Source organism: Pseudoalteromonas sp. RWi3, assembly GCF_054960735.1.
Map to the genome: position 1 here is coordinate 152,445 of NZ_JBHNYL010000001.1, position 23,199 is coordinate 175,643.

At 41.1% G+C, this 23,199-nt stretch carries 18 protein-coding genes; 8 read left to right on the plus strand and 10 right to left on the minus strand.

The window, feature by feature from the left end:
• Positions 1 to 6 precede the first annotated feature (6 nt).
• The 5 genes from crcB to lrp all read right to left on the minus strand — a co-directional run bounded on the left by crcB (position 7) and on the right by lrp (position 5,451).
• Complete coding sequence (crcB, locus tag ACFI4Z_RS00650) at positions 7 to 393, minus strand: fluoride efflux transporter CrcB (protein WP_421961532.1); 387 nt, start codon at positions 391 to 393, stop codon at positions 7 to 9.
• Positions 380 to 1,723, minus strand: coding sequence for a replication-associated recombination protein A (locus ACFI4Z_RS00655; RefSeq protein ID WP_462668911.1), 1,344 nt, complete (start codon positions 1,721 to 1,723; stop codon positions 380 to 382). Before ACFI4Z_RS00655 ends, crcB begins: the two co-directional genes overlap by 14 nt.
• A 5-nt stretch (positions 1,724 to 1,728) precedes the next feature.
• Positions 1,729 to 2,355, minus strand: coding sequence for an outer membrane lipoprotein periplasmic chaperone LolA (lolA, locus tag ACFI4Z_RS00660; RefSeq protein WP_462668912.1), 627 nt, complete (start codon positions 2,353 to 2,355; stop codon positions 1,729 to 1,731).
• Positions 2,356 to 4,836 (minus strand): DNA translocase FtsK, encoded by a 2,481-nt coding sequence (locus ACFI4Z_RS00665; RefSeq protein ID WP_462668913.1) that lies wholly within the window; start codon positions 4,834 to 4,836, stop codon positions 2,356 to 2,358.
• 135 nt (positions 4,837 to 4,971) lie between these two features.
• Positions 4,972 to 5,451 carry a leucine-responsive transcriptional regulator Lrp gene (gene lrp / locus ACFI4Z_RS00670; RefSeq protein ID WP_058558927.1) on the minus strand — a complete coding sequence of 160 codons (480 nt, stop codon included), beginning with the start codon at positions 5,449 to 5,451 and terminating at the stop codon, positions 4,972 to 4,974.
• Positions 5,452 to 5,592: 141 nt separating this feature from the next.
• On the opposite strand from lrp, the gene ald reads away from it, so the two are divergent.
• Complete coding sequence (ald, locus tag ACFI4Z_RS00675) at positions 5,593 to 6,714, plus strand: alanine dehydrogenase (protein WP_462668914.1); 1,122 nt, start codon at positions 5,593 to 5,595, stop codon at positions 6,712 to 6,714.
• 99 nt (positions 6,715 to 6,813) lie between these two features.
• Here the strand turns inward: ald and pssA are convergent, their stop codons facing one another.
• Complete coding sequence (gene pssA, locus ACFI4Z_RS00680; protein ID WP_462668915.1) at positions 6,814 to 8,139, minus strand: CDP-diacylglycerol--serine O-phosphatidyltransferase; 1,326 nt, start codon at positions 8,137 to 8,139, stop codon at positions 6,814 to 6,816.
• 288 nt (positions 8,140 to 8,427) lie between these two features.
• On the opposite strand from pssA, the gene trxB reads away from it, so the two are divergent.
• From trxB to infA, 5 genes are all read left to right on the plus strand, one after another.
• On the plus strand, positions 8,428 to 9,378 hold the full coding sequence (gene trxB / locus ACFI4Z_RS00685) for a thioredoxin-disulfide reductase (protein WP_087533738.1): 951 nt from the start codon (positions 8,428 to 8,430) through the stop codon (positions 9,376 to 9,378).
• A 354-nt stretch (positions 9,379 to 9,732) separates the two neighbouring features.
• Positions 9,733 to 12,546: a bifunctional aconitate hydratase 2/2-methylisocitrate dehydratase gene (locus ACFI4Z_RS00690; protein WP_462668916.1), complete on the plus strand. Its 2,814-nt coding sequence runs from the start codon at positions 9,733 to 9,735 to the stop codon at positions 12,544 to 12,546.
• A gap of 130 nt (positions 12,547 to 12,676) precedes the next feature.
• Positions 12,677 to 13,393, plus strand: coding sequence for a leucyl/phenylalanyl-tRNA--protein transferase (aat, locus tag ACFI4Z_RS00695; RefSeq protein ID WP_462668917.1), 717 nt, complete (start codon positions 12,677 to 12,679; stop codon positions 13,391 to 13,393).
• Positions 13,386 to 14,090, plus strand: a complete 705-nt coding sequence (locus ACFI4Z_RS00700) for an arginyltransferase (protein WP_462668918.1) — start codon at positions 13,386 to 13,388, stop codon at positions 14,088 to 14,090. Before aat ends, ACFI4Z_RS00700 begins: the two co-directional genes overlap by 8 nt.
• Positions 14,091 to 14,180: 90 nt before the next feature.
• Positions 14,181 to 14,399, plus strand: a complete 219-nt coding sequence (infA, locus tag ACFI4Z_RS00705) for a translation initiation factor IF-1 (RefSeq protein WP_002962494.1) — start codon at positions 14,181 to 14,183, stop codon at positions 14,397 to 14,399.
• A gap of 179 nt (positions 14,400 to 14,578) precedes the next feature.
• Here the strand turns inward: infA and clpA are convergent, their stop codons facing one another.
• Entirely contained in the window at positions 14,579 to 16,843 is a 2,265-nt protein-coding gene (gene clpA / locus ACFI4Z_RS00710; protein ID WP_462668919.1) for an ATP-dependent Clp protease ATP-binding subunit ClpA, read from the minus strand.
• 69 nt (positions 16,844 to 16,912) lie between these two features.
• A complete protein-coding gene (clpS, locus tag ACFI4Z_RS00715; RefSeq protein ID WP_180270382.1) occupies positions 16,913 to 17,221 on the minus strand; it encodes an ATP-dependent Clp protease adapter ClpS in 309 nt (102 codons plus the stop codon).
• Positions 17,222 to 17,430: 209 nt separating this feature from the next.
• Between clpS and cspD the strand changes: the two genes are divergently transcribed.
• On the plus strand, positions 17,431 to 17,646 hold the full coding sequence (cspD, locus tag ACFI4Z_RS00720; RefSeq protein WP_099294119.1) for a cold shock domain-containing protein CspD: 216 nt from the start codon (positions 17,431 to 17,433) through the stop codon (positions 17,644 to 17,646).
• Positions 17,647 to 18,147: 501 nt separating this feature from the next.
• Entirely contained in the window at positions 18,148 to 20,370 is a 2,223-nt protein-coding gene (locus ACFI4Z_RS00725; RefSeq protein ID WP_462668920.1) for an NADP-dependent isocitrate dehydrogenase, read from the plus strand.
• Positions 20,371 to 20,486: 116 nt separating this feature from the next.
• On the opposite strand, the gene ACFI4Z_RS00730 is transcribed toward ACFI4Z_RS00725, so the two are convergent.
• Positions 20,487 to 21,728, minus strand: coding sequence for an amidohydrolase family protein (locus ACFI4Z_RS00730; RefSeq protein ID WP_462668921.1), 1,242 nt, complete (start codon positions 21,726 to 21,728; stop codon positions 20,487 to 20,489).
• 12 nt (positions 21,729 to 21,740) lie between these two features.
• A complete protein-coding gene (locus tag ACFI4Z_RS00735; protein ID WP_462669352.1) occupies positions 21,741 to 23,123 on the minus strand; it encodes an amidohydrolase in 1,383 nt (460 codons plus the stop codon).
• Positions 23,124 to 23,199 lie beyond the last annotated feature (76 nt).

The window sequence follows — 23,199 nt, forward strand, 5'->3', positions numbered from 1 at the left end:
AGTTTTTTAACCTTTTTGCATTACCAGCTGAAGGCCCAGCCAAGCCATAAAAATACACACCGTCACATTTAAGACGATATTGAGGGCCATTTTTAAAAAGTGGCCTTGTTGCAATAGCAACAACGAATCCATTGAGAATGTCGAAAAGGTGGTCAAAGCACCTAAAAAGCCAATTCCGATAAGGGATTTAGCGGGGCTGACGGTGATAATTTCGCGCTCTATCAAACCGTATAATACACCCATCAACAATGAACCCAGAATATTAACCGTCAACGTGCCAAAAGGGAATCCCCTACCCAGCAGTTTTAGCATGGTTTCGCTAATAAAAAAGCGTAAACAAGCTCCAGATGCCCCACCCGCTGCAATCATGAGATAGAGTTTAAGTGTTGTCATAGCGCTTTATATCACTTTGCTGATCACGCTCTTTGAGGTAATCAAGCTTTTGCTTAATTTTTTGCTCAAGCCCGCGCTCTGTTGGAAAATAATATTGGGTGTCGGCAATTTGCTCAGGAAAGTAATTTTCTCCGGCTGCAAACGCGCCGTCTTCATTATGCGCATAACGATATTCTGCGCCATAACCTAAGTCTTTCATCAAATTAGTGGGCGCATTACGTAAATGTTCCGGCACAGGGTAACTCGGGGCATTTTGCGCATCTGCTTTGGCTTTATTAAACGCCATGTAAACAGCATTACTTTTTGGTGCACTGGCTAAATATAACGTCGCTTGGGCAATCGCTCGTTCGCCTTCACTTGGCCCTACACGCTGAAAAATATCCCACGCATTAAGGGCCACTTCCATAGCGCGTGGATCGGCGTTACCAATATCTTCTGTTGCTATCGCTAATAAGCGCCTTGCCACATAAAGCGGATCGCCACCACCGGCCAATATTCTGCAATACCAATACAAGGCACCATCTGGAGAACTACCGCGCACTGACTTATGAAAGGCTGAGATCAAATCGTAAAACTCGTCGCCACCTTTATCATATTTGGCTAAATGTGTGGGCAGTACTTGGCTCAATACATGTTCATCTACTAAATATTGGCCATGTTGCTCTGTGGTTAAATCAATGGCTTGTTCGAGTAAATTAAGCACTTTACGGGCGTCACCGTCGCTTGCTTGGCACAGTGCTTTTTTTGCATTATCGGCAAGGGTAATGGTTTTTGTGCTGAGTTCATCATCGCTTTCAAGGGCGCGCTCAATAACTAAATGTAAATCAGCCTCTTGTAATGATTTAAGCACATACACTCGGGCACGAGATAGAATCGCGTTATTTAACGCAAACGACGGGTTCTCTGTGGTTGCGCCAACAAATATAAAGGTGCCATCTTCAATATGCGGTAAAAAAGCATCTTGCTGAGATTTGTTAAAACGGTGTACTTCATCAACAAACAATAAAGTACGTTGGCCGCGACCTTCAAGGTTATTACGCGCCTCACTAACTGCATCGCGAATATCTTTAATACCAGCCGTTACAGCCGACATTTGTATCAAGGCGGCATCTGCGTGGTTCGCTATAATTTGCGCAAGGGTGGTTTTACCCACACCCGGTGGGCCCCATAAAATAAGGCTGTGACAACGCCCTGCTAAAATAGCTTGATATAGCGGTTTGTCTTGGCTTAATAGATGCTGCTGCCCTATGTATTGCTCAAGATTTGTTGGGCGCATACGCGCCGCAAGCGGGCGCACATCCGGAGCAAAATTAAAGCCTAAATTACTCACTGTAATTATTCGCCTTGGCTTTGGTCGTCTATTTCAACGTTTTCGGGAATGGTAAATTCAAACGTTGCGTTGGCTAATTTCTCATTTACTTTGGTGTCACTAAAGGTAAAGGTAGATGATTGCCCTGAGCTGTCTTTAACCAGTAGTTTTTCAAGTCCTGTTTGGTCTTGTGCAAATACAATATCGAGCTGTTCAACTTGGCTTTCAACACCTTTGTTTGGTGTAACGCTAAAGCCAGCTTCAGTTGCTTTGACTTGGTACTTTTGCCATTGTGCTGGGTCTTTAGAGGTTAACAACACGAACGGAGTTGAATCAATCAAGCTGTTTGTGTTCATGATAGTCACTTGCTCAGCAAAGCTGTCGAAGTAATAGGTTTTATCACCATTCGATATAAATAAAGTATCGTCTGGGCTGGCTTGTTGCCAGCGGATCATCATAGGTTGTTGTAAGGCAATATTGCCCTTCCCTTGCATGATTGACTCACCTTGCTCGTCGTTTACCTGCTGTACAAACTGCGCTTGAAAGCTTTTTAATTCGGCAAGTTTGTCTTGTAGTGCTTGGCTGTCACTGGCAATCGCAGTTGTCGATAAAACACAACTCATTGCCAGTACTAAATATTTAAATTTCTTCATTTAATTTGCTCCACTATTGGGCACTAAAACATCGCGAGCGCCGTTATGTCCTGGTGCGCTCACAATACCCGACGTTTCCATTTGCTCGACTAAACGCGCTGCGCGGTTATACCCTACACGCAACTTACGTTGTACACTTGAAACCGACACTTTGCCGGTTTCAATCACAAATGATACGGCTTCATCATAAAGCGGATCTGATTCTTCATCCGCGTTTTCGCTGGCTTCGCCCGGCAGTAATATTTCTTCTGTGGCATCGCCGTTAAGTATTTCGTCTACGTAGTTTGGTTTACCACGTTTCTTCCAATCATCAACCACCGCATGTACTTCGTGGTCATCTACAAATGCACCGTGTACACGCACAGGTACGCTGGTCCCTGGCGGTAAGTACAGCATGTCACCCATACCGAGTAGGTTCTCTGCGCCTTGTTGGTCTAATATGGTACGCGAGTCAATTTTACTTGATACCTGAAACGCCATACGCGTTGGTATATTAGCTTTTATTAAACCGGTAATTACATCAACTGATGGACGCTGCGTTGCCAGTACTAAGTGAATACCCGCAGCACGGGCTTTTTGTGCAATACGTGCAATCAGCTCTTCCACTTTTTTACCAACAATCATCATCATGTCGGCAAATTCATCAATCACTACAACAATGCTTGGCAGTTTATCAAGCTCATCTGGGCCTTCTTTCATGCCGTCGGTGTCTTTAAATAATGGGTCTAGAATTGGGTAACCCGCTTCTTTGGCTTCCATTACCTTTTGGTTATAACCTTTTAAATTACGTACACCTAACGCTGACATTAATTTGTAGCGACGCTCCATCTCGCCTACACACCAACGTAACGCATTGGCGGCTTCTTTCATGTCGGTGACAACTTCACACAATAAATGTGGGATACCTTCGTACACTGAAAGTTCCAACATCTTTGGGTCAATCATGATCATACGTACATCATCAGGGCCTGATTTATACAGTAAGCTTAATATCATTACATTAACGCCCACTGACTTTCCTGACCCCGTTGTACCAGCTACAAGTAAATGCGGCATTTTGCCTAAGTCGGCACACATTGGCTCACCCGCGATGTCTTTACCAAGTACCATAGTTAGCGGTGATGGGTTTTGCTCAAACTTTGGTGCGTCAATCACTTCAGATAAACGCACTATTTCACGGTGTTTATTTGGCAGCTCAATCCCCACGTAGGTTTTACCTGGAATAACTTCAACAACACGCACGCTCACAGCTGATAATGAACGGGCTAAATCTTTAGCAAGACCGGTAATTTTAGAGACCTTTATGCCTGGCGCTAAATCAAGCTCAAAACGAGTCACTACAGGGCCTGGGTATACGCCGACAACCGCTGCTTGTACGTTAAAATCAAGTAATTTGGTTTCAACTAGCCGTGATACAGCTTCAAGCTCTTCAGGCGAAATTGGGTTTTTCGCTTTGTCTGGCCTGTCGAGTAAATCAAGGGTTGGCAATGGTGCACTTGGTGGCTTTTCATCAAGTAACTGCTCAAACTTTTCTTTCGCTGTAGGTGGCGGCTGATAGGTACTTTTTGGCTTTGGCATAGGTCTCGCTGGTGAGACAACCGTTGTTACTGGTTTTTCAGGCTCAGCCACATGGCTTTGATCCAGTGCATTTAATGCAGCAGCGGTGTCCATTGGCTCATCATCAATGGCACTAAAGTTGATTTCTTGATCAAGAATGTCATCAAGTTCATCAAACGCATTATGCTGTGGTTGGCTCTGCATTTGATCTGCGGTAAAACGCTTTGGTGGTTGTTCTGTTTTGGGAGCATCATTGAATGTAATTGCGTTGGTTTGCGCTTGAGATTCATCAGTAATTACTTCGCCGCCTGTTTCTATGGCTTCACGCTCACGATTTAGCCAACCACTGATTTTAGCAACGATATACTTATATAAACGAACGACCCAGTCGCCTAAAAAGTCGACGAACTGCACCCAAGATACGCCCGTAAGCAATGTTAAACCTGCAAAAAAGAAGCACAGTAACAATATAGATGTACCGGTAAAGTTAAACGCTGGCATCATTGCACCTGCAATCACATCCCCTACTACCCCACCGGATGAAAAGTTATAGATATCGTCAAAATTTATGCTGCTAATAGCAGTCGCAGAGGTAATAAATAGTGCAAAACCAATCACTCTTAAGGCAAGCGTGGTGTAATCAAGCTGAAAAATTTTGTGGGGTTGTTTAAATAATAAATAACCAAATACTTGAATTGCAGCAGGCACTAAATAAGCCAACCAACCAAAGGTGAGTAATAAAATATCAGCTATCCAAGCACCTGCGGCGCCTGTTACATTATTTACTTGATGAAATTCACCTGTTTGAGACCACGAAGGATCAGCAGGATCAAAACTAATTAACGCACATAATATGAATATGGCAGCAAAACTGCTTATAATTAGCCCTGTTTCTAATAGCCTTTGCACACCGTTTAGGCGCATAATTCCCTATTCCTCATTTTTCTTATTTCAGTGTCTTCATTGCCCAGCAATAGAATACCTTAGCAGGAAAAACTTTTTGTTGCACTTTATCATATACACTAACTGCTTAGCCGATTATGAACAAAATTTTACAGTTTATGCAATATAAGGGCGAATGATTACGCCTTGCTCACCTTTTACTTCTTCCATCACAACATATGTACGACTTTCACTGACATTAGGTAACTTCAAAAGTATATCACCAAGCACTCCACGGTATTCTGACATATCGTTCACTCGTGTTTTGAGCAAAAAGTCGAAATTACCTGACACCAAATGACATTCAATAATTTCATCGTGCTTTTTAACCGCCGCGCTAAACTCATCAAATACATCTGGCGATGTTTTAGTAATAGTCACTTCAACATACACCGATAAGCCTTGCCCTAACTTGGCTGGGTCAACTACTGCTTTATAACCTACAATATAACCTTCGCGTTCAAGTTTTTTTACACGTTCTAGGCAGGGCGTGGCACTGAGGCCAACTCGTCGGGCCAGTTCAACATTTGAAATACGTCCATCGTGTTGTAATTCCATCAAAATTTTACGGTCAATTCGGTCTAATAACTCATGCATAAGGCCAACTAGTTTTTTACACTATTTAAAGTTTATATTTAGATTATATCACTAGATTATAGCTTAAAAAAGGTGAGACACACTGGCTTTTGATGAATATAATAGTGAAAAATTTTATCCCGTTCTATAAAGGCGAATTTTATGATTATTGGTGTACCTAAAGAAATTAAAAACCATGAATACCGTGTAGGTATGGTTCCTGCGAGTGTTCGTGAATTAGTAAATCACGGCCACCAAGTGATTGTTGAAACTAATGCAGGTATGGGCATTGGTTTTACTAATGAAGACTACACCCTTGCAGGTGCTGAAATTTTACCTACAGCTGCTGATGTTTTCGCAAAAGCAGAAATGATCGTAAAAGTAAAAGAGCCACAAGCTGTTGAACGTGCGATGCTTCGTGAAGACCAAATTCTTTTCACTTACCTTCACCTTGCACCGGATCTTCCACAAACTGAAGACCTTGTTAAGAGCAAATCAATCTGTATCGCTTATGAAACAGTCACTGATTCACGCGGCGGTTTACCACTATTAGCTCCTATGAGTGAAGTAGCGGGTCGTATGTCTATTCAAGCTGGCGCACAAGCACTTGAAAAATCAAACCACGGCCGTGGCATGTTATTAGGTGGCGTACCGGGTGTTGAGCCAGCTAAAGTTGTTGTAATTGGCGGCGGCATGGTTGGTCGTAGCGCAGCACAAATGGCTGTAGGCCTTGGTGCTGATGTTGTAGTACTTGATCGTAATATTGATGTACTTCGTGCACTAGACGCACAGTTTGGTAATAAAGTTAAAGCTATTTACTCAACAGCTGATGCACTTGAAAAGCACGTGTTAGAAGCTGACTTAGTAATCGGTGGCGTGCTTATCCCAGGTGCTGCTGCGCCTAAGCTTGTAACAGCAGAGCACATCAAAGCAATGAAGCCTGGCGCTGCAATTGTTGACGTTGCAATCGACCAAGGTGGTTGTATCGCAACATCTAAGGCAACAACTCATGCTGATCCTACTTACATCGTTGATGAAGTTGTTCACTACTGTGTTGCTAACATGCCGGGTGCTGTTCCTCGTACATCTACATTTGCACTTAACAATGCAACATTACCTTTCATCATTAACCTTGCTAACAAAGGTTATAAGAAAGCATTATTAGATGACGCAAACTTCCTTGAAGGTCTTAACGTAATCAAAGGCCAAGTTACTTATAAAGAAGTAGCTGAAGCGTTCAACATGGAATACGTGGACCCACGTACTGCAGTAGAAAACGCATAAATTTAATGTTAAAGCTTATACCTGAGTAATAGCTTGGGTATAAACATTAAAAAAGCAGCTAATTTAGCTGCTTTTTTATTTATGCCTCGAAAAGCTAGGTTAGATAAAGCGCTTAATTATAAAGTCAACTTTTACCCGCTTAGCTTGCCCTAACAGCTTTCTAACTGGTTGGGGGTAGTCATCCATTGTCTCTAAATCTTCAGGCCCGTTAAGGCGCCTACAATGTTTAAGTATTTCTGCTTTTTCATTATCAATCGCCGGCATCAAAGATTGCTGTGGATCATCTAAGAAAATCCCATTTTCGATATCTAAGCCCCAAGCACGCGGGTTTAGGTTATGCCCACTTAGCAAATGATATTGACGATCAGCACAAATGCCTTTCAAATGAAATGAGTTACTTTCATGCTTCCACAAATAGACGTTTAAATTACCATTTGTAATATGACGCTTCTGAGATTTTAAAAACTTAAGTAATATAGTCTCATACAAATAAGGTAATGCCCCAATCTTACTAAAAGGCTCACTAGGCGGCAGATAAAAATCGTTCGCAGTTTTATCGCCTACCACTATAGTGACTTGTTTGCCTTGTTTCAGTAAACGCCTTAGGGAGCGCATTAATGGTGCCGGAAAGTTAAAATATGGCGTATAAAGCACAAGCTCTCGCTCAGCTGTATCAAATATTGATTTGATTACTCTATTAAGTTCATTGTTACGACGCCCTAACCCCAAAAATAATCTTACACCAAGTGGTTGATCATTTTCTTTTTCAGCATGGTCATAATGTGTTTGCTTTAAGGCGCGCATAAGTTGCTTTTGCGCGAGTTTAATATCATTAAATTTAGTCAGTGGCCGTGTATCAATTCGCGGCACTGCTTCAGAGCTAAGCAATTCCTGTTCAATAAAATCGACAACTGCATTACACAATGAAGCTTGATTCACCAAAAAATAACGGTCTAACCTATATCGCTCGCTATGTTGTAAGTACACATTATTTAAGCTTGCGCCGCTGTAAAGCAGTGTGTCGTCAATAACAAAGCCTTTTAAGTGCAATACTCCGAATAATTCTTTGGCCTTTACTGGTACGCCATAGACTTGTACGTTCGATTGATACTTTTGTTGGTAATCACAATATAAACTCGCATTACCGTCAGATTTCGCAGCACCAATTAATCCTCGTTGGGCACGATGAAAATCAACCAATACTTTTATTTCAAGTTCTGGTTTTGCTAGTGATGCTTGGTGCAATGCCTCAAGGACTTCGCGTCCTGCTTCGTCGTCTTGTAAGTAAAGCGCAGTAATATAAATACGAGTTTGTGCGCTCGCGATTAAAGCAAGTAATTGTGTGCGATACTGCTGTGCATTGGTTAAGACGTTAACGTCTTTTGAAGTCAACCCAAATGCGGGTTTTTCCTGCCAAAATAACATAGTTGCCTATTCATTTAGGTCACCCTACTTAAGGGCCACAAATCAAAATTAGCTAAAACATACCAAAAAAAATCAATTTGGTCATGAATTAACGATGATAGTTAGATTAATAGTGGTTTAATAGTATGCATTTCATACAAAACCGTCATTTTGTACACACCTAGTACACAATATTTGACAGCTGTGTGATTTGCTCAAAAAAATAATCAGCGCTTTTATTTACTTCCCCCTTGTTTCTCTTAAAATCGGGCACATTAATACGCTATAAAAACGTTTAGGATATAAAACATGAGTGAAGCAAAACATTGTAAGTTATTAATTTTAGGCTCTGGCCCTGCTGGGTACACTGCAGCGGTATACGCAGCCCGTGCTAATTTAAACCCTGTACTTATTACCGGTATGCAGCAAGGTGGACAACTTACAACAACAACTGAAGTTGAAAACTGGCCTGGCGATGCTCATGGTTTAACAGGTCCTGCACTTATGGATCGTATGAAAGAGCATGCTGAACGTTTTGAAACAGAAATTGTTTTTGACCACATTAATAAAGTAGATGTGTCAAAGCGTCCATTTACCTTAACAGGTGATCAAGGTACGTATACGTGTGATGCACTAATCATCGCTACTGGTGCCTCAGCAAAATATCTAGGGTTAGAATCTGAAACAAACTTCCAAGGTCGTGGTGTTTCAGCCTGCGCTACTTGTGACGGCTTTTTCTATAAAGGCCAAAAAGTAGCGGTCGTTGGCGGTGGTAATACAGCCGTTGAAGAAGCGCTTTATTTATCAAACATTGCGGATGAAGTACATGTTATCCACCGTCGCGATAGCTTTCGTAGTGAAAAAATCTTGGCTGACCGTTTAGCAGAAAAAGCAGCAAACGGTAACGTGGTTCTGCATTATAACCGCACATTAGACGAAGTACTTGGGGATCAAATGGGTGTGACGGGTATTCGTATTAAAGATGCCAATTCAGATGCCACTGAAGAACTTGATTTAGCAGGTGTATTCATTGCAATCGGTCATAAACCAAATACTGACATGTTTGTTGACCAACTGGAAATGAAAGACGGCTATTTAGTTGTCGAATCAGGCTTAAACGGCAACGCAACTCAAACAAGCGTACCGGGTGTTTTTGCCGCTGGTGATGTGTCTGATCATATTTATCGCCAAGCAATTACCTCTGCTGGTACCGGCTGCATGGCAGCATTAGACGCAGAACGCTTTTTAGATAATCTATAATTTAGACTCTAAATTTACTAAAGGCTGATTTTTCAGCCTTTTTTATTTCTAAATAAAAATTTTAATTGCCACGTTAATTTCACGATTGATCACTATGTATATAGTTCAATATACATATTGTAACCTTTTGGCATTCACGAGATTTATAGTGAAGATTCATTTTATATAATATAATTAATGGTGGAAGTACGGTAGGATCTAAAGCCGTGCAATGATTACCGTCAAAGTAATGCAAGTAAAACGAACTATAATTATAGTTGGGCATAAAAGCTTTGTTCATTTGAGCATTACTCGTAACTGAAAATCAGTTAAAATGCTCAGCTTCATATCAAGTAAATATACCGAGAGTTTTCTATGAGTTTGTATACACAATATATGGAAGAAATCCAAACCCGTAAAACGGAACTTGGATTAAACCCAAAACCAATCGACAGCGCAGATTTAGTATCTGAATTAATTGCTCAAATAAAAGATACCAATAATGAGCACCGTAAAGATTCTTTGCATTTCTTTATTTTCAATACATTACCAGGAACAACAAGTGCAGCGGGCGTTAAAGCACAGTTTTTAAAAGAAATCATTCTTGGTGAAGAGCAAGTAAAAGAAATCACTCCAGACTTTGCTTTTGAACTTCTTTCGCACATGAAAGGCGGCCCTTCAATTGAAATGCTACTTGATTTAGCATTTGGTGATGACGCTAAAATCGCAGCTCAAGCTGCTGAAGTTCTTAAAACACAAGTATTTTTATACGATGCAGATATGGCGCGCATTAAAGCGGCATACGAAGCAGGCAATGCAATTGCTAAAGAGTTATTAGAAAGCTTTGCAAAGGCTGAGTTCTTTACAAAACTACCTGATATCGAAGAAAAAATTGAAATTGTTACGTACATCGCTGGTGAAGGTGACATCTCAACAGATTTACTGTCTCCTGGTAACCAAGCGCACTCTCGTGCTGACCGTGAATTACATGGTAAATGCATGATTACACCTGAAGCACAACAAGAAATTGTTGAGCTTCAAAAGAAACACCCAAATGCTAAAGTAATGCTGATTGCTGAAAAAGGCACAATGGGTGTTGGTTCATCGCGTATGTCAGGTGTTAATAACGTAGCATTATGGGCTGGTAAACAAGCAAGTCCTTATGTTCCTTTCATCAACATTGCACCTGTTGTTGCGGGTACTAATGGTATTGCACCAATCTTTTTAACCACGGTTGATGTTACAGGTGGTATTGGTCTTGACCTTAAAAACTGGGTTAAGAAAGTCGATGCTGACGGTAATACAGTGACTGATGCAAATGGTGATGCAGTTCTTGAAGAAGCATACTCTGTTGCAACTGGTACTGTTTTAACAATCGATACTAAAGAGAAAAAGCTTTATAACGGTGATAAAGAACTTGTTGATGTGTCATCTGCATTTACACCACAAAAAGTTGAGTTTATGCGAGCGGGTGGTTCTTACGCGGTTGTATTCGGTAAGAAAATCCAAACATTTGCAGCTGAAACACTTGGCATTGATACACCGCTTGTGTATGCACCTTCAAAAGAGATTTCACATGAAGGTCAAGGCTTAACAGCGGTTGAAAAAATCTTTAACCGTAATGCGGTAGGTGTACTATCTGATACACCACTTCACGCAGGTTCAAATGTTCGCGTTAAAGTAAACATCGTTGGTTCGCAAGATACAACGGGCCCAATGACATCTCAAGAGCTTGAGGCGATGGCTGCTTCAACGATTTCGCCACTTGTTGATGGTGCATATCAGTCTGGTTGTCATACTGCATCAGTATGGGATAGCAAAGCGCAAGCAAATATTCCAAAACTAATGGCGTTTATGAATAAGTTTGGTCTTATTACAGCACGTGACCCGAAAGGCGTTTACCATGCAATGACTGACGTTATCCATAAAGTATTGAACGACATTACAATTGACGACCGCGCAATCATCATTGGTGGTGACTCACATACTCGTATGTCAAAAGGTGTTGCATTTGGTGCCGACTCTGGAACTGTGGCTGTTGCACTAGCAACGGGTGAATCAGCGATGCCAATTCCTGATTCAGTTAAAGTAACCTTTAAAGGCAAAATGGCTAAGCACATGGATTTTCGCGACGTTGTACATGCAACGCAAGCGCAAATGCTTAAGCAATTTGGTGGCGAGAACGTGTTCCAAGGCCGTATCATCGAAGTACACATAGGTACCTTGATGGCTGACCAAGCGTTTACCTTCACTGACTGGACTGCAGAAATGAAAGCGAAAGCGTCAATCTGTATTTCAAATGACGAAACACTGATCAAGTCAATTGAACTTGCTAAAACACGCATTCAAATCATGATCAACAAAGGCATGGATAACGAAGCACAAACACTGCAAGGTCTTATTGACTTAGCTGACAAGCGTATCGCGGGAATCCAATCTGGTGAAGAGCCTGCTCTATCTCCAGATGACAACGCTAAATACCACGCTGAAGTTGTGGTTGATTTAGACCAAATCGTTGAACCAATGATTGCCGATCCAGACGTAAATAACGATGATGTATCTAAGCGTTATACGCACGATGTGATCCGCCCTGTTTCATTCTACAATGACAAGCCTGTTGATTTAGGCTTTGTTGGTTCTTGTATGGTGCACAAAGGCGATATGAAAATTATTGCTCACATGCTACGTAACCTAGAAAAGAAAAACGGTTCAATTGAATTTAAAGCACCATTGGTTGTTGCGCCACCAACATATAACATTGTTGATGAGCTTAAAGCTGAAGGCGATTGGGATATCCTAGCTAAGTACGCTGGTTTTGAGTTTGACGATGCAAAACCTAAAACAGCGGCACGTACTAAGTATGAGAACATCTTATACCTAGAACGCCCTGGCTGTAACTTATGTATGGGTAACCAAGAGAAAGCTGAACCAGGCGATACTGTTATTGCTACTTCAACACGTCTTTTCCAAGGCCGTGTAGTAGCCGATACATCTGAGAAAAAAGGTGAATCACTACTAGGTTCTACACCACTGGTAGTACTTTCTACTGTACTTGGTCGCTTCCCGACTATGGAAGAGTATAAGTCTTCAGTTGAAGGCATTGATCTGACATCATTCACACCAGTAGAAGAAGCAATGACAACTAAATATGATGCTGCGCAAGCAGTACCAGTGAAAGTTGTTAGCTAACTAGATTGAGTTAATGGTTCAAATAAGCGCGTTTTTATAACGCGCTTTTTTTTGCCTAGAATTTGTTGTTTGTGATTTTAAAGCAACAAGTTACAATTTATCTGCTCGCGTAGTAACAAGAAACGGTGTGATGACAAAACAACTTTATCAATTATCCCAAGACCATTTTAATTTTCCTGATCCGCAGCATGCTCTCGATGATCCTGATGGGCTGCTTGCTGTAGGTGGCTGTTTATCTGTTGCGCGGTTAAGAAACGCTTACAGTCAGGGAATTTTTCCTTGGTTTAGTGAATACGAGCCGATTATGTGGTGGTCGCCGAGTGAGCGTGGCATTATTGATTTTGCTGATTTTCATGTCAGTAAAAGTTTGCGTAAGCATTTACGTAAAAACCCCGTGACGGTTACGATTAATACCGCTTTTGATGAAGTGATTGAAGCATGTCAACAACAACGTATTGACGCAGAAGGTACTTGGATCACAGAAGAAATGCTCAATGCCTATAAACAAGCTCATTTAGACTCTCTGGCTCACAGTGTCGAAGTGTGGGATAACGGTATGCTGGTAGGCGGTTTGTACGGCATAATGCAAGCTGGGGTGTTTTGTGGTGAGTCTATGTTTCATCATCAGGCCAACTGCTCAAAGCTTGCGATGTGGGCGTTGGTTAATTGGCTTAAACGCCACAATGCTCATTTTATTGATTGCCAACTAGAAAACCCTTATTTAGTTACTTTAGGTGAAAAAGTTGTACCTAGAGCTGATTTTTTAACTAGACTTGAACAAGCAGCAAGTTACAAAATCCCAGCCACTATGTGGCAAGCTCAGGAGCTTACGGCAATTTATGACTGAACATCTTCCAGCACGTTTAGGCTTGAGCCAACAATTTGGTTGCAGCTATTTAGGCGACCGCCAAGAGCAATTACTGGTTATTTTAGACCCAAGTTGTTACAGCAGTAGTAAGTTTGAATCGTTACTTGGTTTAGGCTTTCGTCGCAGTGGTGATCAAATATACCGCCCTCACTGCCCTGCATGTAGTGCTTGCAAATCTGTGCGTGTTTTAGCTCAGGACTTTTCGCCATCAAAATCGCAAAAACGTAAACTTAATAAAGCAAAAATACGCTTTACAATAAAATATTCAGAGCATGAGCGCCCTGAATATTACCCTCTCTATAGCAAATACATAACCGAGCGCCATCAGGATGGTTCGATGTTTCCACCTGAACAATCACAGTATCAAAGCTTTTTATTTTGTCATTGGCTGCCAATTACCTTTATTGAGCTTTGGGATGATAAGACACTGGTTGCGGTTGCTGTAACTGATTGTATGAACAACGCTATATCTGCAATTTATACTTTTTTTGATCCAGACTATGAGCACTTCAGTGTAGGCACTTTAATGATCTTAGAACAAATAAAGTTCGCACAAACGTTTAATAAAGAATATGTCTATTTAGGTTATCAAATAGACGAATGCGCTAAAATGCGATACAAAACACAGTTTTTACCTGCCGAAAATAGAGTTGGAGACATCTGGCTGGCCATTTAATTTACAAAAATAGCCGCTGTAGCTTTACTTATTGGTGTATTTTGGGCAAAATCTGCATCGTTTAACTATTAAAGAGGTGTTACGCTAAACATGGCGAAAGAAGACGTAATCGAAATGCAAGGAACGGTCCTTGATACTTTACCAAATACAATGTTCCGAGTTGAGCTTGAAAATGGTCACGTAGTAGTGGCTCACATTTCAGGTAAAATGCGTAAAAATTATATTCGTATTTTAACCGGCGATAAAGTTACCGTAGAAATGACCCCATACGATTTATCGAAAGGTCGCATCGTATTCCGTGCTCGCTAAGTTAGTGCGTTAACGAAATATCAAGTTTTTAGCTAAGTTGATTAAGTAACTTAGTTACTTGCTACATTAGCTTTAAGCGTTTATTAAATGTAATAGAAAGCAACTCGCTGACTATTACATTTAATAAACAAAAAGCCCAGCATATGCTGGGCTTTTTGTTGTCTGCATAATTGCAGTGATTATGCTGGTGTTAAATCAGTTTCAAAATCAAAACGCAATTTTTTATCTTTCAGTGACACTTTAACCGTGCCGCCTTCAATTAACTCACCAAACAAAATCTCATTAGCCAGTGGTTTTTTAAGCTGCTCTTGAATAACACGCCCCATTGGTCGTGCACCCATTGCTTTATCATAACCTTGATCCGCCAGCCATTCTCGCGCTTTAGATGTCAGTTCGAGGTTAACCGATTTTTTATCAAGCTGAGCTTGCAGCTCAACAATAAACTTATCGACTACCAATAAGATCACATCGCGTTCTAGGTGGTTAAACCAAATAATGTTATCTAAACGGTTTCTAAACTCAGGTGAGAACACTTTGTTAATCTCGCTCATTGCATCATGAGAATGATCTTGCTCAGTGAACCCTATTGATTTACGAACCGTCTCTTGCACACCGGCATTCGTTGTCATGACCACCACCACGTTTCTAAAGTCCGCTTTACGGCCATTATTATCAGTTAAAGTGCCGTGATCCATTACCTGTAATAAAATGTTGTAGATATCAGAGTGGGCTTTCTCTATTTCATCAAGCAGTACAACAGAATGCGGATTTTTAATGACCGCCTCAGTTAATAATCCCCCCTGCTCAAAACCAACATAGCCAGGAGGCGCGCCAATTAAACGACTCACAGCATGACGTTCTACATATTCAGACATGTCAAAACGTATGAACTCAACACCCATACATTTAGCAAGCTGCTTCGTTACTTCTGTTTTACCTACACCCGTTGGCCCTGCAAACAAGAACGAACCAACTGGTTTATCTTCGTTTGATAAACCTGAGCGGGATAAGCGAATAGCAGAAGTAAGCGCATCAATTGATTGATCTTGACCAAACACCAACATTTTGAGGTTACGATCAAGATTTTTAAGCGTTTCTTTATCGCTTGATGACACACTTTGCTGCGGAATACGCGCCATTTTAGCGACAATGGATTCTATATCCGCTACACCAATGGTTTTTTTACGTTTAGAGCTAGGCTGTAAGCGCTGATTCGCACCGGCCTCGTCTATCACATCAATGGCTTTATCAGGTAAGTGACGCTCATTAATATATTTAGCACTAAGTTCAGCCGCTGCTTTCAATGCTTTTTGCGTATAACGAATGCCGTGGTGTTCTTCGTAACGCTCTTTTAAGCCATTAAGAATTTTTGTGGTGTCAGCGACACTTGGCTCAAGTACATCAATTTTTTGAAAGCGACGTACTAGTGCGCGGTCTTTTTCAAAGATGTTTTTGTACTCATTATAAGTTGTAGAACCCATACAACGCAGTTTACCACTTGATAATAGCGGCTTAAGCAGGTTAGAGGCGTCCATAACGCCACCAGAAGCCGCTCCAGCGCCAATTATGGTATGAATCTCATCGATAAATAAAATCGCGCCTGGTTGTGCCTGAAGCTCTTTAAGCAAAGCTTTAAAACGTTTTTCAAAGTCACCACGGTATTTTGTACCAGCAAGTAGCGCGCCCATGTCTAACGAATAAACGACTGCATCAGCGATTACATCGGGTACTTGTTCATTTACAATGCGATATGCGAGGCCTTCAGCTATCGCTGTTTTACCCACCCCTGCTTCACCCACCAGTAATGGGTTATTCTTTTTACGACGGCATAAAACCTGAACCGTACGCTCGACTTCGTTATCACGTCCAACAAGGGGGTCAATGTTACCTTCAATTGCTTGAGCGTTTAAATTGGTGGTAAAGTTATCAAGCTTTGAAGGTTCTTCCCCTTGCACTTCTTGCACTTCCTCGTGAATATCATCCGACTCTTCGCCACCAATGTCATCGTCTGACTTACCGATACCATGTGAAATAAAGTTCACAATATCTAAACGAGAAACATCTGATTTTTTCAGTAAATACACAGCCTGACTTTCTTGCTCAGAAAAAATAGCAACGAGCACATTCACCCCAGTGACTTCGTTTTTACCAGACGACTGTACATGGAATACTGCACGTTGTAACACTCGCTGAAAACCAAGAGTAGGCTGCGTTTCACGCTCCTCTTCTAAATCGGGTATTACGGGTGTTGTTTCGTCAATAAATTCTGATAGCTCTGTTTTAAGCGCTGCCATATCAATTGAACACGCGTTTAGCGCCTCACTTGCAGACGGATTATCTAGTAGCGCAAGTAAAAGGTGCTCTACGGTCATAAATTCATGACGGCGAGTGCGTGCTTCACGAAATGCCGCATTTAAAGTTAGTTCTAAATCTTTGTTTAGCATTGGCAACCCCTTAATGAGATATTAATTATATACCGTTGTGATGGGTATTTTGTTCACCCTACCTTGGTATTATTCCTGCTCACAACTACAAAGCAGTGGATGCTCGTTATCACGTGCATAACGGTTTACTTGTTCAACTTTTGTTTGTGCTACATCTGCAGTGTAAACACCACAAATTGCACGCCCGTTTTGATGAACTTGAAGCATCACATCTGTTGCTCTATCGCTATCCATATTAAAAAACGTCACTAGTACTTCGATTACGAAGTCCATTGGCGTGTAATCATCATTATTTAAAATGACTTTATATTTTCGCGGTGGTTGTAGCTTTTGCTTTTCACTATCGCGAACTGTGTCTAAAACACCTGAATCTTTCATGCCACTCATAATTAAATATAGTCTTGTCTTTGGAACTCAAGCAAACTTGAATAAAAAAATAAATAAAATGTTAAAAAATAGTTTAAATCACTTGACTGATAGTATAAATAAACTACAGTCAGTTATAGATTGATTAAACCTTAGTCAGTCTATCAAATAATACGGTTTAGAATAACTAAATTAGTCAACTTATAGAAGGATGTAGAAGTATGGCTTGTGGTAAAGTCAAATGGTTCAATAACGCCAAAGGTTTTGGTTTCATCGTAGAAGACGGCTGCGAGAACGATATTTTCGCTCATTACTCAACGATTGTAATGGACGGATATAAAACACTTAAAGCTGGTCAAGATGTAACATTCGAATTACAGCAAGGTCCTAAGGGCCTGCACGCGACTAATATTGCTCCTAACGAAGAGTTAGCGTAGTTGTTACAGAAGTTCGACACTACAAGCGAGCGTTCTGAAAAGTTCCTCGCTTAACCCCCCCTCTTTTTTCGATATTCAATTATGCTATTAACTACTTTTAATTAATATTAATTAATTCGATCATTAACTTTTTAACCAACGAAACAGCTAAAACTCTCCCAAAACCTTGAAATATTGCTTAATCGACCCAATAGTGTATTTGTTATGGTAATTTAAGCAGTGTTGGTTCGCCCTTAAAGACTAGTGCCCTAGCCCTTTTAAGCCAATCTTGGTACAATCCCACTGCTCAAAATTTGCATTTATATGCAATTAAAGCTCATAACATTATGCTAATGGCTAATTTTTTTATCGCCAATAATTGCATATAAATACGCATCCACAGTCCGTCAGGTGTGGTTATTGATTTACAGTATTAACACCTAACAGACTGATCATTGCCAATAGGTGATGATATTCTTGCATTGTTGAATATGGCTTTATGCCTACTATCTAGGAATGATGATGACATCAAAAATTATCTATACTAAAACAGACGAAGCTCCGGCACTCGCAACATACTCTTTGCTACCAATTATTCAAGCATACACTAATGCCGCTGGTGTTGAAGTTGAAACACGTGATATCTCGCTTGCTGGTCGCGTAATTGCTAACTTCCCTGAGTACTTAACTGAAGAGCAGCGCATTGGCGATGCACTAGCTGAACTAGGCGAGCTTGCTAAAACACCTGAAGCTAACATCATCAAATTACCTAACATCAGTGCATCTGTTCCACAATTACGTGCTGTGATCAAAGAATTACAAGAAAAAGGGTATGCACTTCCAGATTATCCTTCAGAGCCTAAAACTGACGAAGAAAAAGCAATTCAAGCGACCTACGATAAAATCAAAGGCAGTGCTGTAAATCCTGTATTACGTGAAGGTAACTCTGACCGTCGTGCACCTGGCTCTGTTAAAGAGTATGCACGTAACAACCCACATTCAATGGGTGCATGGAGCAAAGAGTCTGCTTCTTATGTTGCGAGCATGAGCGAAGGCGATTTCTTTGGTTCTGAACAATCAGTAACTGTTGATGAAGCGACAGATGTTCGTATTGAGCATGTTGCAAAAAATGGCGATGTGTCTGTACTTAAGGCAAGCACACCACTACTTGCTGGCGAAGTCATTGATGCTTCTTCTATCAATGCGACTAAATTACATGCTTTCTTAGAAGCAGAAATTCAAGCCGCAAAAGAAAAGGGCGTTCTGTTTTCATTACACATGAAAGCAACCATGATGAAAGTGTCTGACCCAATCATCTTTGGCCACGCAGTTAAAGTATTTTATAAAGACGTATTTGCTAAACACGGCGAGTTATTTGAAGAGCTAGGTGTTGATGTAAACAATGGCCTAGGTGATGTTTACTCTAAAATTCAATCTCTAGATGAAGCAAAGCGCACTGAAATTGAAGCTGATATTCAAGCTGTATACTCAAACCGCCCTGCTATCGCAATGGTTGATTCAGACCGTGGTATTACTAACTTACACGTTCCAAGTGATGTGATCATTGATGCATCAATGCCAGCGGCAATCCGTTCAAGCGGTCAAATGTGGAATAGCGATGGTAAATTACAAGATACCAGCTTTGTAATTCCTGATCGTTGTTATTCAAGTGTTTACCAAGCAACTATAGATTTCTGTAAAGAGCACGGCGCATTTGATCCAACGACTATGGGTAGCGTGCCAAATGTTGGCCTTATGGCGCAAAAAGCAGAAGAGTATGGCTCACACGACAAAACGTTTGAAGCAAAAGCTGACGGTGTAATTCGTGTTGTTGATGCTAACGGTAATACGTTACTTGAGCACAATGTAGAGCAAGGTGATATCTGGCGCATGTGTCAGGTTAAAGATGCACCAATTCAAGATTGGGTTAAACTTGCTGTTAACCGTGCTCGTGCTACAGGTAACCCTGCTATTTTCTGGCTTGATGAAAACCGTGCACACGATGCGCAAATCATCAAAAAAGTAAATGCATATTTACCAAACCACGACACTGATGGTCTTGATATTCAAATTTTAGCGCCGCTTGAAGCGACATTGTTCTCACTAGCGCGTATTAAAGAAGGTAAAGACACTATCTCAGTAACGGGTAACGTTTTACGTGACTACCTTACTGATTTATTCCCAATTCTTGAGCTTGGTACAAGTGCAAAAATGCTTTCAATCGTTCCACTTATGAATGGCGGTGGCTTATTTGAAACAGGCGCTGGTGGTTCTGCACCTAAGCACGTTCAACAGTTCGAAAAAGAAAATCACTTACGTTGGGATTCTTTAGGTGAATTCTTAGCCTTGTCTGCTTCACTAGAACATTTAGCCGTGAATGCTGGCAACAAGAAAGCACAAGTACTTGCTGATACGTTAGATAAAGCAACAGGTACTTTCCTTGCTGAAAACAAATCGCCTTCACGTAAAGTAAAAGAAATTGATAACCGTGGTTCTCACTTTTTCTTATCTTTATTCTGGGCTCAAGAGCTTGCTAAACAAGATGATGATTCAGAGCTTAAAGCTCAGTTCACTCAAATTGCTAGTGACCTAGAAGCACAAAAAGAGCAAATCGTATCTGAACTTAATGACGCACAAGGTGTATCTATGAACGTAGGTGGTTATTTCCAACCTAACGATTCATCGGCATTTGATGCAATGCGTCCAAGTGCCACATTTAACGATATTCTATCTAAACTAGTTTAACCGTTAAATAGTATAGAAGGCGCTCATTGAGCGCCTTTTTTGTGTCTGGGATAAATCCGGAACTATGCAGTGCGCATAAAAAAGCCGCTAAAGCGGCTTTTTAAACGAACCGAACACTATTTAGTGTATGCTCGTGGCATTTCTGAGTCAGTCGTATAACGGTCACGTAGTTTATCTTGACGTGATTCAGTTGATACTTCTTCGCCATTGATAAACATTTTAGTCACGTGGCTGTTAAGCTCAAACGGGTCATCATTCCACATAACTAAATCAGCGGCTTTGCCTACAGCAATGCTACCTGCATTAATACCAAATACGTCTGCTACATTAGCGGTAATTGCTTTTAATGCACCTTCTTGAGTCATGCCATACGATACGGCATTACCAGCATCATAGCGTAACTGATACACATTGTGACTGCCATCTCCCGCAATCGAAAGTAGTACTTTAACGCCTGCTTTTTCAAGTAAACCTGCATTCGCTAAATGGGCATTTAATGAATCAAAACTACCTGGTAAGTTGTCCATTGAACTCATTATCACAGGGACTTGCGCTTTAGCTAGCTGCTCTTTAACTACAACGGCATCTTGGGCTCCTGCAATCACTAAGTTAAGCGAAAACTGCTCCTTTACTTTTATAAGCTCGATGATGTCTGATGCACGTGATGCACTCACTAATAGTGGCATTTCACCAGCAAGTACTTTAGTTAAAACTTTATCTTCTGTACTTGGCTTCGCATCATCTTTTTTGTCCTTTTTCTCAGACTTTTGCTTATGTCCACTCAGCTTATCAATTAACGACTTCAGTGACATTGCACGTGAGCCTTTACGCTGCTCTCCTAAATGAACAACTAAAGCAGCCTGTGTTTGTTTAACGCTGTCAAACTCACCGCTTAAATCAACTACAGTAGCAAGACCTGCAAAAATGCTGTCACCACCGTGAGGTGTAACTACATCACGCGTTATACCGCCTTTACGCGCATATGGGATCAAGCTTGAACGAGGGTTAAACGCAAGGCTTGGATCAAAGTCGATGCCTGCTTTATCATCGCCTGCATCACGAGAGCCCGCAACAGCGCCAACTTCAACCAAACCTAGTTGATTCATGCTGCCAATAAAACCGGCTGTGATGATTTGTCCTTTTGCATCAACAATGTTATCCGCTTCAACCTTAGCTGGGTTGATTGCTGTAATTTTACCTTCGTCAAATACAATGCTTGCACCCGTTAGGATGCCCTGCTCTGTTGACGTATGCACCGTGGCATTAATAATTGCGAACGATTCAGCATTCGCAGTAGCACTCGCTAACAGACCTGCAGCAACTAGCGAGAGCGAAAATGAGTGTGTTAATTTTGTCATTCTAGTTACTCCTTATTTTTGACCTAACATGAAATCACTTTGTGCTTGGAACGCCGCATCATCACGGTCATATACTTTAGCACCATCCACAAATACTTGTTCAGCCTTTGCGTAAACACTGAAAGGGTTTTGGTTCCAGATGACCACGTCACCTTGTTTACCTGCTTCAAGCGAGCCTGTTTTATCATCAATGCCTAGCGATTTTGCGGCATTTACAGTGATCCACTTAATTGCATGCGCTTCTGAGATATCAAAACCATTATCATTTGCGCGAAACATTACTTTGCCCGCTTCTTGGTTTAAGCGTTGAATTGTTGTATCTGAATCAGAGTGAACAACCGCACATGAATTTTTAACTGCATCTACAATCGCAACGTTTTCTTGAACCATATCGTAGGCTTCCATTTTAAAACCCCACCAGTCTGGCCACAGTGCAGCACAAGAACCATTTTCGGCTAATAAATCAGCAATTTTATATGCTTCAATACCATGATGGAATGTACCTGCATGATAACCAAACTCTTTTGATAGGTCGATCATCATGGCCATTTCTTCTGCTTTATAGCAGTGGTTATGGATCATCACTTCGCCTTCTAGTACGCCGCGCAATGTGTCGTATTTTATATCACGATGCGGTACTTCAGGATTCTTTCCTGCGGCGTAGTCTGAATCGTATTTATCCCACTCACGCTTATACTCTGCTGCGCCAATCCATGCAGTACGATATCCCGCCATATTACCCATACGGGTTGATGGTAATACACCTTTACGACCATAAACGCGTTTAGGGTTTTCACCACATGCCATCTTTAAGCCATAAGGCGCATCAGGAAATTTCATTCCTTGCATTGTATGCGCTGGTACGTTTTTTAACGTAACCCCACGACCACCAAATAAATTAGCAGAGCCAGGTAGAATTTGTAACGAAGTGATACCGCCTTCACGAGCACGGTTAAAACCAGGGTCTTGTGGCCATACCGAATGCTCAACCCATACTTCAGCTGTATTAGGGCTGGTCATTTCGTTACCATCTTGATGGGACTCAACCGACGGGTTTGGATATGCGCCCAAATGAGAATGTACATCGATTAAACCAGGAGTTACCCACTTGCCCTGCGCATCAATTGTCACGTCAGCGCTAGCAGATAAATCTTTACCTACTTGTTGTACTTTACCATCGATCAATAGCACGTCAGCTTCATCTAAACGCTCACCAGTTCCTGTTAGAACTGTCGCATTGGTAATTAAAGTGCTGGTTGATTTGAGAGCTGTGTAAGTACTCGGGTAAGGATTTTTATTTATAGTAACTTTTTCGTCTTGAGGACCGTTATCTTGACAACCCGCTAAGGCAACACCAAGTGCAACGACCAGCAATGAAGGAGCAAATTTTTGCATCATGTTAGTCTCTGTTGTTTTTTTGTTAATGTATATAAATAAACAGCATAAAGCTAAGAAATAAGCTGGATCTGCA